The organism is Candidatus Kapaibacterium sp. (assembly GCA_023957315.1).
GTDB lineage: Bacteria > Bacteroidota > Ignavibacteria > Kapaibacteriales > UBA2268 > PGYU01.
Genome location: JAMLHE010000009.1, coordinates 23493 through 36443, shown reverse-complemented (window position 1 = coordinate 36443; position 12951 = coordinate 23493). Strand labels below are relative to the sequence as shown.

At 37.4% G+C, this 12951-nt stretch carries 14 protein-coding genes; 9 read left to right on the top strand and 5 right to left on the bottom strand.

All coding sequences use genetic code 11. From position 1 onward, the window contains the following. Positions 1-44 precede the first annotated feature (44 nt). The 6 genes from M9949_10400 to M9949_10375 all read left to right on the top strand — a co-directional run bounded on the left by M9949_10400 (position 45) and on the right by M9949_10375 (position 3857). Positions 45-785 carry an SDR family oxidoreductase gene (locus M9949_10400; protein MCO5251815.1) on the top strand — a complete coding sequence of 247 codons (741 nt, stop codon included), beginning with the start codon at positions 45-47 and terminating at the stop codon, positions 783-785. Continuing rightward, a complete protein-coding gene (locus tag M9949_10395; GenBank protein ID MCO5251814.1) occupies positions 785-1246 on the top strand; it encodes a hypothetical protein in 462 nt (153 codons plus the stop codon). Before M9949_10400 ends, M9949_10395 begins: the two co-directional genes overlap by 1 nt. Before the next feature lie 90 nt (positions 1247-1336). Then, positions 1337-1891, top strand: coding sequence for a deaminase (locus M9949_10390; protein MCO5251813.1), 555 nt, complete (start codon positions 1337-1339; stop codon positions 1889-1891). Beyond that, positions 1878-2543 carry a hypothetical protein gene (locus M9949_10385; protein ID MCO5251812.1) on the top strand — a complete coding sequence of 222 codons (666 nt, stop codon included), beginning with the start codon at positions 1878-1880 and terminating at the stop codon, positions 2541-2543. Before M9949_10390 ends, M9949_10385 begins: the two co-directional genes overlap by 14 nt. Continuing rightward, positions 2530-3420: a glycosyltransferase gene (locus tag M9949_10380; GenBank protein ID MCO5251811.1), complete on the top strand. Its 891-nt coding sequence runs from the start codon at positions 2530-2532 to the stop codon at positions 3418-3420. Before M9949_10385 ends, M9949_10380 begins: the two co-directional genes overlap by 14 nt. A 65-nt stretch (positions 3421-3485) precedes the next feature. Next, positions 3486-3857: a hypothetical protein gene (locus M9949_10375; GenBank protein MCO5251810.1), complete on the top strand. Its 372-nt coding sequence runs from the start codon at positions 3486-3488 to the stop codon at positions 3855-3857. Here M9949_10375 and M9949_10370 read toward each other — a convergent pair. From M9949_10370 to pgi, 3 genes are all read right to left on the bottom strand, one after another. Then, a complete protein-coding gene (locus M9949_10370; GenBank protein MCO5251809.1) occupies positions 3846-4988 on the bottom strand; it encodes a DUF1624 domain-containing protein in 1143 nt (380 codons plus the stop codon). The two genes, M9949_10375 and M9949_10370, sit on opposite strands and share 12 nt — an antisense overlap. Next, positions 4981-5313, bottom strand: a complete 333-nt coding sequence (locus M9949_10365; protein ID MCO5251808.1) for a hypothetical protein — start codon at positions 5311-5313, stop codon at positions 4981-4983. The genes M9949_10370 and M9949_10365 overlap by 8 nt, the downstream gene beginning before the upstream one ends. Positions 5314-5740: 427 nt before the next feature. Next, positions 5741-7372: a glucose-6-phosphate isomerase gene (pgi, locus tag M9949_10360; GenBank protein ID MCO5251807.1), complete on the bottom strand. Its 1632-nt coding sequence runs from the start codon at positions 7370-7372 to the stop codon at positions 5741-5743. A gap of 110 nt (positions 7373-7482) precedes the next feature. Between pgi and M9949_10355 the strand changes: the two genes are divergently transcribed. Together M9949_10355 and M9949_10350 are read left to right on the top strand one after the other, a co-directional pair. Then, a complete protein-coding gene (locus tag M9949_10355; protein ID MCO5251806.1) occupies positions 7483-8856 on the top strand; it encodes a deoxyribodipyrimidine photo-lyase in 1374 nt (457 codons plus the stop codon). Further along, on the top strand, positions 8804-9145 hold the full coding sequence (locus tag M9949_10350; protein ID MCO5251805.1) for a hypothetical protein: 342 nt from the start codon (positions 8804-8806) through the stop codon (positions 9143-9145). The genes M9949_10355 and M9949_10350 overlap by 53 nt, the downstream gene beginning before the upstream one ends. Positions 9146-9149: 4 nt before the next feature. Here the strand turns inward: M9949_10350 and M9949_10345 are convergent, their stop codons facing one another. Continuing rightward, positions 9150-9500: an ArsC family transcriptional regulator gene (locus M9949_10345; GenBank protein MCO5251804.1), complete on the bottom strand. Its 351-nt coding sequence runs from the start codon at positions 9498-9500 to the stop codon at positions 9150-9152. A 142-nt stretch (positions 9501-9642) separates the two neighbouring features. On the opposite strand from M9949_10345, the gene M9949_10340 reads away from it, so the two are divergent. Then, the gene (locus M9949_10340) at positions 9643-10218 is read left to right on the top strand and encodes a superoxide dismutase (GenBank protein ID MCO5251803.1); all 576 of its coding nucleotides are present in this window, start codon (positions 9643-9645) and stop codon (positions 10216-10218) included. A gap of 273 nt (positions 10219-10491) precedes the next feature. On the opposite strand, the gene M9949_10335 is transcribed toward M9949_10340, so the two are convergent. Next, positions 10492-12849: a hypothetical protein gene (locus M9949_10335; protein MCO5251802.1), complete on the bottom strand. Its 2358-nt coding sequence runs from the start codon at positions 12847-12849 to the stop codon at positions 10492-10494. Positions 12850-12951: the final 102 nt, after the last annotated feature.

Sequence of the window (12951 nt, the reverse complement as noted above, 5' to 3'; positions counted from 1 at the left end):
TTATTTACATTATTTAAATTTACAATTATTGATTTGGCAAAATTATGAAAGAAATTTTAAAAGATAAGATTATTTGTATTAGTGGCGTAACAAGTGGAATTGGATTGGCGATGGCGAACGAATTCATTTCGTGCGGAGCGAAAGTGATTGGATTCGGCTCTAAAACTGCCGATTCCTACCAAAACCGTGAGGATTTCGACAAAAATGCAATGAAAGACGGGCGATTTGAATTGGTAGATTGCGATTTGAATTCCGAGCAATCCGTTCGCGAGTTAGTGCAACACATCATCTCCGTTCACGGACAAATTGATATTTTTGTCAATAACGCAGGAGTTGGCAATTTCAAACCAATATTTGAAACTACGATTGAATCATTCGACGAAATGATGAACACAAATTTACGTGGAGCATTCCTCTTGATGCGTGATTTCGGGAAAATAATGGTCGAGCAACATTCGGGGATAATTCTAAATATCAATTCCGTTACAATCAATGAAATTTTCACTTCTTGTGGTGCTTATACCGCGACTAAAGCCGGTTTGAAGGCATTGTCGGACACACTGCGTAAGGAAATAAGGCATAGCGGTGTAAAAGTGGTAGATTTAATTCTCGGGGCAACGGTCTCTAATATTTGGAGCCAATCAGCACTTGACAAATTCTCGCAAAAGATGATTTCCTCGGCTGCCGTAGCAGATGCTGTCGCAGCGAATTTGGCAATTTTGATAGCCAATCCGGAGTTGATGATAGAAGAAATAAAAATTAAACCACAACTCGGAGATTTGTAATGAAGTTTATAGGATTGATTGCCATATTGCTGATTTTGTTGTCTTGTTCGCCAAGTGCAGGACCGGAAGGCGATACGGGCTTTGTGACATTCAATCTGTCGGGAGATGTGCAACTGCAATTTATTTCGACGAGCATCAAAGCTAACGAGAAGACTATCAACCAAGCATTTGACGTTACGAGTTCGATGAGAAGCGGCAACAGGCAACATTCATTTCTAATTGCAATTTATGATGAAATCATTGTCGGTGAGTATATGAATTTGGACGGTGGAAATTATATCATAGTGACTATTGACGGCACGACGAAGCAAAATTACCGTAGCGAATCATTTCGCATCAGATTTGAGCAATATGACCAAGCTAAAATATTTGCAGAGTTCACCGCCGAAATGTATAATATTGACGACCCGAGCAAAACTTCCAATTTGCAGTCCGGAAAAATTGAAGTATTCCGAAAATAAGATTAGCTTTTTTATGATTTGACAAAAATATTTTATAAATTTGTCAAGTAGGATATTGCAGAATTATTTAATGATAATTTAGGGCGACAGATGAACAAACGACCTGATTGGGACCAACTATATATCACAATGTGTTATTTAATCGGCATGAGAAGCAAAGACCCTGCTACTCACGTGGGCTCGGTGATAGTTGACAGCGACAATGTGCTTGTTTCGACGGGCTATAATTCATTGCCTCGTGGTATTGAATCCGATACTGAAAATAAGCGACTGTCTCGCGATGGTGGTGAAAAATATTATTGGATTGAACACGCCGAAAGAAATGCTATTTACAATGCAGCACGTCGCGGCACTCAGTTAAAGGGTTGCAAACTTTACGTCCCATGGACTCCTTGTACTGATTGTGCTCGTGCAATTATCCAAACAGGTATTTCCGACGTTATAATTCACCAAAATGGTCAAGATTTCTATGACGTCCATACAAACGGAAAATGGATAGAATCATACCAAAAAACGCGGGCTATGTTTCTGGAAGCAGGTGTAAAAGCTCGTTACGTCGAATGCAATATAGTTGTGCCCGAAGTTTTGATGAATGGACAGTATTTAGCTTCTTACGATAAGTTGAATTACAATGAAACGATATAGTAACATATTTTTTATCGTTTTTCTAACGCTTGCGAGTTGCGTATCAAGTACGAATTTGCGTCTGTATTATTACCCGGTACACGATTTAGAACGTGGCAATGTTTACGCTTTTCGGTCAAGCGAAACTTTCAATAGAAATTTTTTTGTGGCACTCAAATCTAGAATTGAATCCGGGAAGCAATATATGTATATCGAAATGTTCGATGCTGAATTTATATTGCTCACAAGTGCTAAAGAATTATTGACTGAGGAAAGGGCTGAAGTAGTCGAATTTGGCGTCAATTTGGATAGTATTGTCACTTATATTGACATAAAGTCCGAAATGTCCTTTTTCTGGGATTTCACCGAACCGTCGCATTTTTCAGCAAAATTGGAAAATAATGAATTCAAAATCGAAAGAATGTTTCAAAATGCTTTTGTTAATTACAATTACCAAGGAGTTGATTATCCTGCGGCACATATCACACAAGATGGAAGCGGCGAATTATACAAATCTGCAATGTCGGAGTATAATATGACCGATTTATATTTCGCTAAGGGAATCGGAATGATAGCATTCAAAATAGCAAAGCCCGGCGGTAAAAAGGAAGAATTTGTTTTGGATAAAATGCTGAACATGAATGAGTGGAGGGTTTTACGTGGAGTTAACTGATGCAAAGCTGCTTTCGGCGGCGATGATTGTAAAAAATGAAGAAAATGATTTACCCGGATGCCTCGAAAGCCTGAAAAACATTGTTGACCAAATCGTAATCGTTGATACAGGTTCTACTGATAAAACTAAAGAAATTGCTTTGGCTTACGGTGCCGAAGTGCATGATTTTGAATGGTGCGACGATTTCGCAATCGCAAGAAACGAATCGCTAAAATATGCGACAGGGCAATGGATTTTGTACATTGATGCCGACGAAAGATTATCGCCCGACAGTCAATCGTTTATCAGAAAATTAATTAGCAAAGCCAAACCCGAAATCGGTGGATTTATCACTACTATTATTAGTAAATATACCGAGGATGACGGCTCAATAGCTACATATAAAGGGAAATATCCGCGACTTTTTCGTAATTTGGGTTATCCCGATTTGCACTTTTTCGGCAAAATTCACGAGCAAATTTCACCATCTATTTATGAAAAGGGTTTCGATATTATTGAATCCGAAATTATTATAAATCATGAAGGTTATGCAATCAGCAAAGCCGAAATGAATATAAAAGTCGGGAAAAATCTTAATATTTTAACCGAACACATTCGCCAAGAGCCTGAAAATGGATATACTTGGTATCAGTTGGGCAATACACTTTATCAGATGAAAATGTATGAGCGAGCAATTGAATGCCTCGAAAATGCTCTCAAATGCGGAAATTTGACTAAATTTCTTTCGGCAAATACTGCACTTGCACTCGCCAATATGTATTTATCAAAAGATCAAACTCTCGTTGCTCGCAAATGTTGTGAATTAGCATTGCTTTATTTGCCCGAATTTAATGCCGCAAATGTGCTTTTGAAGCATATTACAAATTTAAATAAATGATAATAAAATCGATTTTATAAGTTTGATTTGATATTGCGTTTATGCTATAATAATTTTGTATCGTTATGGCAAAGAAAAATATAAATAATAATATCAAAGATCTAAAAGCTAAGAATTTAGCTATACTTATCAAGCTGAATCTGAATTTTAATAAATTGACAGAAGACTCCCTCAAAAGCGAAAATGATTTGGATAGCTCGCTGAAATTAACTCAAAATTACTGTAAAACTATTACTGAAATATCAAAATTAATCGAAGCAATGAACAACGCAGTTGATAGCGAAAGCGTCGGGCGAGACATAAACGAAATTATCAGAAGCGACCCGCAGGCTTTTGAATTAGCTTCTCAAATGATGAACCGATTGTATGAATTAGAAAATTACATAGAAAATAACATAGAAAATAACATTGAAAATAGAACAAAATTAGTTATGTAATTTGCTTTTAATTTTTTGAAATAAATCTTTAGATGATTGTTTCAATCCATCAATATATTTCACTAAAACTAAAAAGAAAATGATTAACAAAACAGCAGCTAAAATGCTCTGCCAAGGTACAAATGAATATTTGTAATAGTGCATAAATCCATTATTCAGAGCCGTACCGTAAATAATGAAAATATGTACAACGTATATCATCATCGTCTTTTGCCCTGTTTTAGCCAATAGTTTGGGTATTTTCACTGAATTTGCTATGAATGAAATAACACCGCAAATAATTAAAGTATTACCCAAATGATAGAAAAGAAAATTATTAAAGAGTAGATATTTCAAATTCATATCGCCGGTTAATTTGAATAAAATTTCTAAAATGCCACCCGAACCGTAATGCAATATCAACCCTAAAGCGAGGATAACGAAAGTAAAGATATAATTAAATGCAATATTGACATTTTTGGATAATATATAGCCCAAAAGCGCACCCCATAAACTGAATCCCATCCAAGGAATAATTGTGAAATTGGCTCCAAAATCTCTTGTAAAATAAGTGGCTATCGGCAATGGGAAAATAGCCAACCAGTCAACATCTAAAGTTGAAGGATAAAAATAAAATAGCGATAATGCCGATAAACTTAAAAATATCCAAATTGGAATTCGCGTAATTTGATGGATTATATAAAATGTAATTATAGTTAAAATGGAAATTCCGATACAATGCAATACATCAGCAGCAAAAGAGTACCTGAATTTCATAAAATCCAAATCATGGAGATTGGCAAGGATATCAAAATTAAATCTGAGTAAATATCCAAGAAATATAAGTATTACAAATCTTTTCAGCCCTTTGCCTACTCGTTCATTTTCAGTGAATTTTACTTTTTTACGCATTAATAAATATGTAAAAATAGTGCCCGAAGCAAAGAAAAAGACGGGGGCAGTGATTCCCCTCATATGATTCCATAAATTATAGAAAAAATCCCCGGTATCACGAAATTCCATTGCAAGCGTAGCATCAATCATATGCCCTTGCACCATCATCAAAATAGCATACGCTCTCACCAGGTCAATGAAGTGCAATCTGGGCGATTCTTTGCTATGGTCCGGGACATTGGGTAAAAATCTATTCATATTGCTTTTTCCATTCTTTTACGGTATCAAATGCAATGTTTTGGATATAATCGGCTATTTCGGGGTCAATGCCCATCGTGTAACTGCTTTCATTTGCATTCAAATCTGTCAAAAATGAATAAAAAACGCAAGCTGATAAATAGCCACCTACATTATTAGGGTGCTTGAAATCGGTATATAGGTCTAAATCGGGGCGTTCGTTACGAACTTTGTTCCATACTAAGCCCACGGGAACGACTTCGCATCCGAGTTCGTCGGCTATTGCAGTGTATGAACCTGCAAGCATTGCCGCCATTCCCGGGTCGTCTTTGTATTCCCAAGTCATGAAAAATATTGTCTTGGCATTTGTCCCACGTATGATTCTTTCGAAAACCTTCGCATAATTGTAAAAACTTTCTCTGTTCAGTCAAAGGAGAAGTGCTGTATTCCTGCAAAACAACGTAATCCCATTTGATGCTTTTAATCTGAACAACTGCATCGCCTTTACGATAGTGCCCCGAAAGACGCTCCCCGCCGGGAGCAATCCTCATTGAACGGATTTTGAGCGGTGTATCGGTGCTGTCAAACATTTTGGTTAGTATTTTATCAAGCCCGCCGTTTGAGTGAGTCAAGCTATTGCCAATAAATAAAATATTAAGCGGATTTGCAGTATAATCATTCGGACGGTTAGTGCAAGCTCCGACGAATAATATCAATCCGATAGTTAGAAATAAATATTTTATGTATTTAGCTTTTACTCTCATTAATAATAGCTATCCAATTGAATTATAATGATTAATAAGTCCATTTGTCGAGCCGTCATGAGATTGAGTTTTAATTTTATTATCCAATTCGGGATATATTGATTTTGCTAATTGTTTGCCTAATTCCACTCCCCATTGGTCGTAGGAATTTACATCCCAAATTACACCTTGCACAAACACCTTATGTTCGTAAATTGCAATCAACATCCCTAATGATTCGGGTGTCAATTTATCAATCAATAGCGTATTTGTGGGTTTGTTGCCCGGAAATAATTTATGAGGCAATAATTTATTTATTTCACTTTCGCTCAAATTTGCAGCACTGAGTTCGAGTTTGACTTCATCAGCATTTTTACCCATCATCATTGCTTCAGTTTGAGCAAAGAAATTTGACATAAGTATATTATGATGCTCGGCAGTCGGATTCAGAGATTGTGCAAATGCTATGAAATCAGCCGGAATTGTCGCGGTGCCTTGGTGCATTAGTTGGAAAAATGAATGTTGCGAATTGGTACCGATTGTTCCCCAAATCACGGGACCTGTGGCATAATCAAGTTCGATTCCATCACGGGAAACTCGCTTGCCGTTGCTTTCCATATCGAGTTGCTGCAAAAATTCCGAAAAGCGTTCCAAATATTGGTCGTATGGAATCAAGGCATGGGAGCTAAATCCCCAATAATTCACATACCAAATGCCCAACAATGCCATCAGGACAGGGATATTTTGCTCAAAAGGTTTGTTGCGAAAATGTGTATCCATTTTATAAGCACCGGTTAGCAATTCTTGAAAATTATCGAAACCGATGTAAAGTGCGATTGGCAGCCCGATTGCAGACCATAAGGAAAATCGCCCGCCGACCCAATCCCAGAATTCAAACATGTTTTCACTTGGGATTCCAAATTCGTTGCAAGCTTTGTGATTTGTCGAAAGTGCCACAAAATGCTTCGCAATATCGGCTTTAGACGCACCTGAATTCAAAAACCACGCTTTGGCAGAATTTGCATTTGTCAGCGTTTCCCAAGTTGTGAATGTTTTGGAGGCGATTACAAACAGCGTAGTTTCGGGTTTAAGTTTCCGCAAGGTTTCCTCGATATCAGTTGCATCAACGTTAGATACGAAATGAATATTGATTTTGCCGGAAGCATATTTTTTGAGTGCGCTGCACACCATTTTTGGTCCTAAATCCGAACCGCCTATGCCGATATTGACTACATCAGTGAATGTTTTGTCTGTGTAGGAGCGTAATTTGCCACTATGAATATCATTTGTAAATAGCTGCATTTGCTCGAGAACCTTTCTGATGCCGGGCATTACATCAACACCTTCAAAATATACCGGTTCGTCGCTTCTGTTGCGTAATGCTGTATGCAGCACCGCCCGATTTTCAGTAATATTAATCTTCTCGCCCTTGAACTGAGATTCGATTTTTTCGCTCAAATTCGCTTCGCGAGCCAATCCAACCAACAAATCGAGAGTTTCGCTTGTGACAAGATTTTTAGAATAATCGAACAGAAATTGCTCCCAACGAATTGAGAAACGCTCGAATCTATCGGCATCTTTCGCAAATAATTGCCTCAAATGCATACTTTCCATCAAATTGAAATGATTTTTCAATTTTTCGTAGCTTTCAGATTTCGACATTAGCATAATAAAAACTCTATTATTTACAAAATTACAATCTCAAAATTACTTATTTATAATGATATGACATAGAATAAATTGTTCCGTCTCCACTCCGTCATTAACTTAATATGATAGACGATTTCAACATAGAAGATAGGGTAAGGCTGATAAATCAAGGAATTGAGGGCAACGGAGATGTTGTTTATTGGATGAGCCGTGACTGCAGATTACACGATAACGCGGCTTTGTTGTTCGCCCAATCAATTGCAATCGCTAAGAAGCGACATTTGCGAATAATTTTCGATGGTGATTTTATCGGTGTTTCCCAGCGGCAAAAGCCGTTCTTGCTTTACGGATTGCAAGAACTGGCATCGAATTGCAAAGATTTCAATTTGAGCTTTGAATTTCTAAATGGAGAATCAACCAAAACATTTGCAGAATTTTCAAAATCGAATAAGGTCTGTTGCCTAGTTACAGATTTTTCACCATTGAAATATAACAGAGCCCTGAAAAGTAGATTCTGTGAAATTGCCACCGTCCCGATTTACGAAGTTGATGCTCATAATGTTGTCCCGCTGTGGCTTGCATCGCCAAAGCTCGAATTTGCGGCTTATACGATTCGCCCGAAAATTACAAAATTATTGCCAATCTATTTAACTGAATGTCCGCAATTGCAGATTCATCCTTACGGCACTGCCGAAATTTGTTCATTTGAAAACTTCTTTGATGGCGACAAGGAACTTTCAAGCGGTGAAACGAAAGCAAAAATTAAATTGTCCCAATTCATCGAAAATAAATTGGATACCTATGCCGAATTGCGGAACGACCCTTCGCTGAATTTCCAATCGGGACTATCGCCCTATCTTCATTTTGGGATGATTTCTGCACAGCGCGTGGCTCTGGAAGTCCATAAAGTAGATGCTAAACCCGATTCAAAAGCTGCTTTCCTCGAAGAGCTCATCATTCGTAAGGAATTATCGGATAATTTTTGCTATTATAATCCGAATTATAACAATTTCACGGGCTTTCATACTTGGGCTCAGAGCACTTTGAACGAACATCGACACGACGTGCGGGAGTATCTCTATTCTTTCGAGCAATTTGAAAATGCCGAAACGCATGACAAATACTGGAATGCTGCACAAAAAGAGATGGTGATTACGGGCAAAATGCATGGATATATGCGAATGTATTGGGCTAAGAAAATTTTGGAATGGACTCGCTCGCCCGAAGAAGCTTTGGATTTTGCAATTATTTTGAATGATAAATATGCTAAGGACGGCTGTGACCCGAACGGCTATACGGGCATTGCATGGTCAATCGGCGGAGTTCATGACCGTGCTTGGAGCGAACGGCAGGTCTTTGGCAAAATTCGTTTTATGAATGATTCGGGATTAAAGCGTAAATTTGATATTGAAAAATATGTTGAAAATATAAAACTTTTACAAAATGAGAATAATAATATCGGCAATTCTGTTCATAGTCTTTTTGGCAGCGTGTGAATCTGAAGATTCGCGAATTGAACGCTACACAGACATTTACTACGACATCATGGTCGCAAAGGAAACCTATCTCGATTCGGCGCTTGCTGCGGGAGCGATTGACAGCATAATGAAGCATTATGGATATGACATCTCGACTTTCGAGAAGGAATCATACGAATTGTTCATGAAAGACAGGAAAAATTTCACAACGATAATTGATTCGGTCAGGAAGCGTGCTGAAGCTGAAATGCGACGAATTTTATCCGAAAAAGAAAAAGCGAGGGACACCACCACAGTTAAGGACTAATCCTTTACTTAAGCGAATCCGCCCATTGTTTCCATTTTTCGGGAGTATTGCCTACACTGGCGTCGCCTTTGAATCGCAATATCGGTGTCCGATAAAGATACGGGATTTCCAACAAAGTCTCGAACGCATCGAATACGCGATGGGCGTAGCCATTTTCTTTGTAATATTTGCCGTCGGTGTCAATCAAATCCTCAATGTTTATCTTGCGTAACACACTTTCCAACTCACCTTTTGAAAGATTTTTCTCCTCGAGATTGATGAATTGAATCGCAATCTTCCGCTCTTTGAAGTAGCGAATAGCTTTTTGTGTTTCACGGCATTTTTTCGTACCGAATATTTGAATTATTACCGACATTTCATTTCACCAATTGTAAAAAAAATGTAGTCGAACATAGAGCAAAATGATTTTGAGGCATGTCAAAAAAACAATTTCAGGCTTCTTAAATCGTTTTAAAATACTGTTATCTTATAATTACACATAATCTGGGAGCACTAAAATGGCATTCGTATTAAAAGATTTACCCTATGCAAAAGACGCATTAGCACCGCATATTTCCGAAGAAACAATGGAATTTCACCATGGTAAGCACTTATTGGCATACGTCAATAACACTAACAATTTGATTGCAGGAACAGAATTTGAAAATATGCCGCTCGAGGACATCATTCGCAAATCTCAAGGCGGATTGTTCAATAATTCGGCACAAATCTGGAATCACGAATTTTTCTGGGATTGCATGTCGCCCAATGGTGGCGGAACGCCCTCAGGAAAAGTACTGACAGCACTCGAAGGAAGTTTCGGCTCATTCGATTCGTTCAAAGAGCAATTCTCGAAAGCAGCTGCAACTTTGTTTGGCGCCGGTTGGGCGTGGCTTGTCAAGGAATCAGACGGCAAATTGGCTTTGGCTACTTACAGCAATGCCGGTAACCCATTGGTAGATGGCAAGACAGCATTGTTGGGTCTTGATGTTTGGGAACATGCTTACTACATTGATTATCGCAATGCGCGCCCCAAATACATCGAACACTTCTTCGAGTTGATAAACTGGGACAACGTCGCCAAAAAATTGTAACGATTTGATGGGTGTGTTGATTTGATGATTTCGTAGGGACAGAACAGCTTTCTGTCCAAAACATAGCCCACAAATTTATACGTGGGTTAAGAAAATGAACGTAAACATAGGTTTTAACCGTGGGTGAAAACAAGACCTCCACCCCGTCTGCTTCGCAGACACCCCTCAAGAGGAGAATTAATTATAGTAGGGACACGGCGTTGCCGTGTCCCTACTGTTATCTTCACCCTCGAATGAATTCGTGGGCTATGTTTTTGTTCATACTTGCTTCTTCTATCTCGAAATCAGGAATTTATTTACAAATATGTTGTTATTTGCTTTCCCGACCATGAAGTATGCTCCGTTTGAAATATTCTGAACATCAATGAATTGGTCGTGCTGCCCGGTTAATAGTCGCTGCCCTTTGATGGTATAAATTTCGTACCAATCTATTTGTTCACTTAGTTCAATATGGGTGTCATGAACAATCGGATTCAAAATGTATTGCGTTTGTTCGAGTACGTTTTTGCTGTCAACACTTGTAGCTTTGGGCAAATTCATTTCAAATATTCCGCTAAATCTGCTGGCAAACCAAATTTTATTGCCAATTTGTACGTAATTATCCAAAAAAGGAGTAAATTGGACTAAGTCTTGAGTAGGGTAAAAAATTTGGACATCATCATTACTTATTTTCAGAAAATATTGTGGCGAAATTATCCAATCATTTTCATATGTATCAAAGGTAATAAAGGAGCTAATAATTTGTAAATCGGCTCCAAGTATAATATTTTTGTATTTTTGATGGTCCCATTTCCCTGCATTATAAACTGAATGTCCGCCATCTAAAGAATAACTGCCATGATTGATTGTCCAGCCTGATACTTGTTGAAAGTTTAATATTAAATCATTATTATTATTAACACTTAAGTATCGGCGCTTATTTGTGAAAGGAGCATCTTTTCCGTCTGAGACTAATATTGGTGATAATTTTTCCCCATTTATATCATAGATATACTGTGAGCTTAAGTCAATACGAATGGTACCGTCTCTCATACAAATGCCTCTTTTGTCGGGACCTGTGGTGTACTCAGGTATGTTACGAATTATGACGTGAAATTCGCCATCATAATATTTCCAAAATTCATGAGTTAGAATATTTTTATTCTCTTCAGGGGAAAATTTGCTGATTGACGCACCTACCCACAAAGCACCGGTAGAGTCGCGGCAATATACTTTGTATCGCTCTTCTTGCAAAATATCCGGAATAAATTCAAGAAAACTGATTCTCTCCCATTTAGTCCCGTCCCATTTCCACAAATTATCATTTAAAGATAACAAATAATTGCCTTCATTATCTACATATAATCCCGCATCCGGATATTGATATTCATAAGTTAAGCTATATGGGACATCAAAACTATTCCAATTTACTCCATCGTATTCTTGAATGACAAATTTCAGTCCAACTTGACCTAAAGCTACTAATTTATTGTTTTTTGTGTCGTAATCTATATCAACAAATAAATTTGAAGAAGGTCCATTACTTTCATAAATGGCTGGTTCGGGATTGTTGTACCATTCTATTCTATCAATTTTGACGACTATTAATTCATTCTTTTCATTTTCTTTAACAATTCTTATATCTTTATTTATTAATACCTGCTGTTCTTCAAATAAATCTTTTTCGGGGTCATATGTGTATATTGCGTTGTTGACCACAAGATAATATACTTGATTACCTTTGAAAAAGTATGCTTGGCTTAATATCTCTTCTGAAATGGTATGCAATATTGTTTCTTCTTTCGTTGTTAAATCGGTTTTGATGAAGTGATTATTCGTCAGGACATAAAGCATTCCGTCGTCATCGTAAAAATCTCTTACTACGGAAAGAGCAAATGAAAATTGATTGTCCCAAGGTAGCAAATTACCGTCAACGAATCTATAATTGCCGCCGTAAAAGCCGTTTGCCCAGATTTCTCCTTGGACATCTCTTATTCTTAAAAACAGAGCCTCTTTCACTTGGGCATAGCCCGGTAATCCGGGAGCAATAATATATTCGGGACCATCCTCTGTCATTTTAAAAATTACATTTGTACCTGTGTACATTAGATTTATGAAGCCTATTAAATCACCATTTGATTCAATAAAACCTCCGGCATCATGTATTCCTTGGCTATCACCGATGGAATAGCTTTCTTTTCCGGTACTTGTTATGACTTCTATTCGTGGTTCCCGATTTTTGATTAGGTAAATATTGCCATCTTTTACATAATGTTCAGCTACACTCGAAGCAATTTTAACGGCTTTACCATCCTTCATCATAAACATATCAGCACCGGCACGATAGAAATAGAGTACTCCTTCTATTTCAAAAAAAGTCTTGATTGAATTATACCGCGCAGAGTCAAATTCGATATTCTTGATTGCACCACTTTCTTTATCAATGCTATATACGCCCAATGAATTAGAAAACACGATGCCATGGTGTGTGCTGGAAAAAATTCCCGTTATGCCTGAATAGAAATTACTATGGTTTATAATTTCAATCTTGTCCGACTTGGATTCTGTATGAAATATCAACAGCAATACAATTGCTAACGATTTGAAACAAAAGAGCGGCTTTGACGAAAAAACTTTGTTAAAATCTAACATTTGAACCTCAAATCTGTGAATATATTTACATTTAATACCATTATTTATATTACTGACATACTCTTAATTGTAAAAGACACAGAAAGTATCCAAAAGTTACAT

Coding starts and splice junctions, on each gene's coding strand:
- M9949_10400 (MCO5251815.1), top strand. CDS start 45: ATGAAAGAAATTTTAAAAGATAAGATTATTTGTATTAGTGGCGTAACA.
- M9949_10395 (MCO5251814.1), top strand. CDS start 785: ATGAAGTTTATAGGATTGATTGCCATATTGCTGATTTTGTTGTCTTGT.
- M9949_10390 (MCO5251813.1), top strand. CDS start 1,337: ATGAACAAACGACCTGATTGGGACCAACTATATATCACAATGTGTTAT.
- M9949_10385 (MCO5251812.1), top strand. CDS start 1,878: ATGAAACGATATAGTAACATATTTTTTATCGTTTTTCTAACGCTTGCG.
- M9949_10375 (MCO5251810.1), top strand. CDS start 3,486: ATGGCAAAGAAAAATATAAATAATAATATCAAAGATCTAAAAGCTAAG.
- M9949_10370 (MCO5251809.1), bottom strand. CDS start 4,988: ATGAATAGATTTTTACCCAATGTCCCGGACCATAGCAAAGAATCGCCC.
- M9949_10365 (MCO5251808.1), bottom strand. CDS start 5,313: ATGACTTGGGAATACAAAGACGACCCGGGAATGGCGGCAATGCTTGCA.
- pgi (MCO5251807.1), bottom strand. CDS start 7,372: ATGTCGAAATCTGAAAGCTACGAAAAATTGAAAAATCATTTCAATTTG.
- M9949_10355 (MCO5251806.1), top strand. CDS start 7,483: ATGATAGACGATTTCAACATAGAAGATAGGGTAAGGCTGATAAATCAA.
- M9949_10350 (MCO5251805.1), top strand. CDS start 8,804: ATGAGAATAATAATATCGGCAATTCTGTTCATAGTCTTTTTGGCAGCG.
- M9949_10345 (MCO5251804.1), bottom strand. CDS start 9,500: ATGTCGGTAATAATTCAAATATTCGGTACGAAAAAATGCCGTGAAACA.
- M9949_10340 (MCO5251803.1), top strand. CDS start 9,643: ATGGCATTCGTATTAAAAGATTTACCCTATGCAAAAGACGCATTAGCA.
- M9949_10335 (MCO5251802.1), bottom strand. CDS start 12,849: ATGTTAGATTTTAACAAAGTTTTTTCGTCAAAGCCGCTCTTTTGTTTC.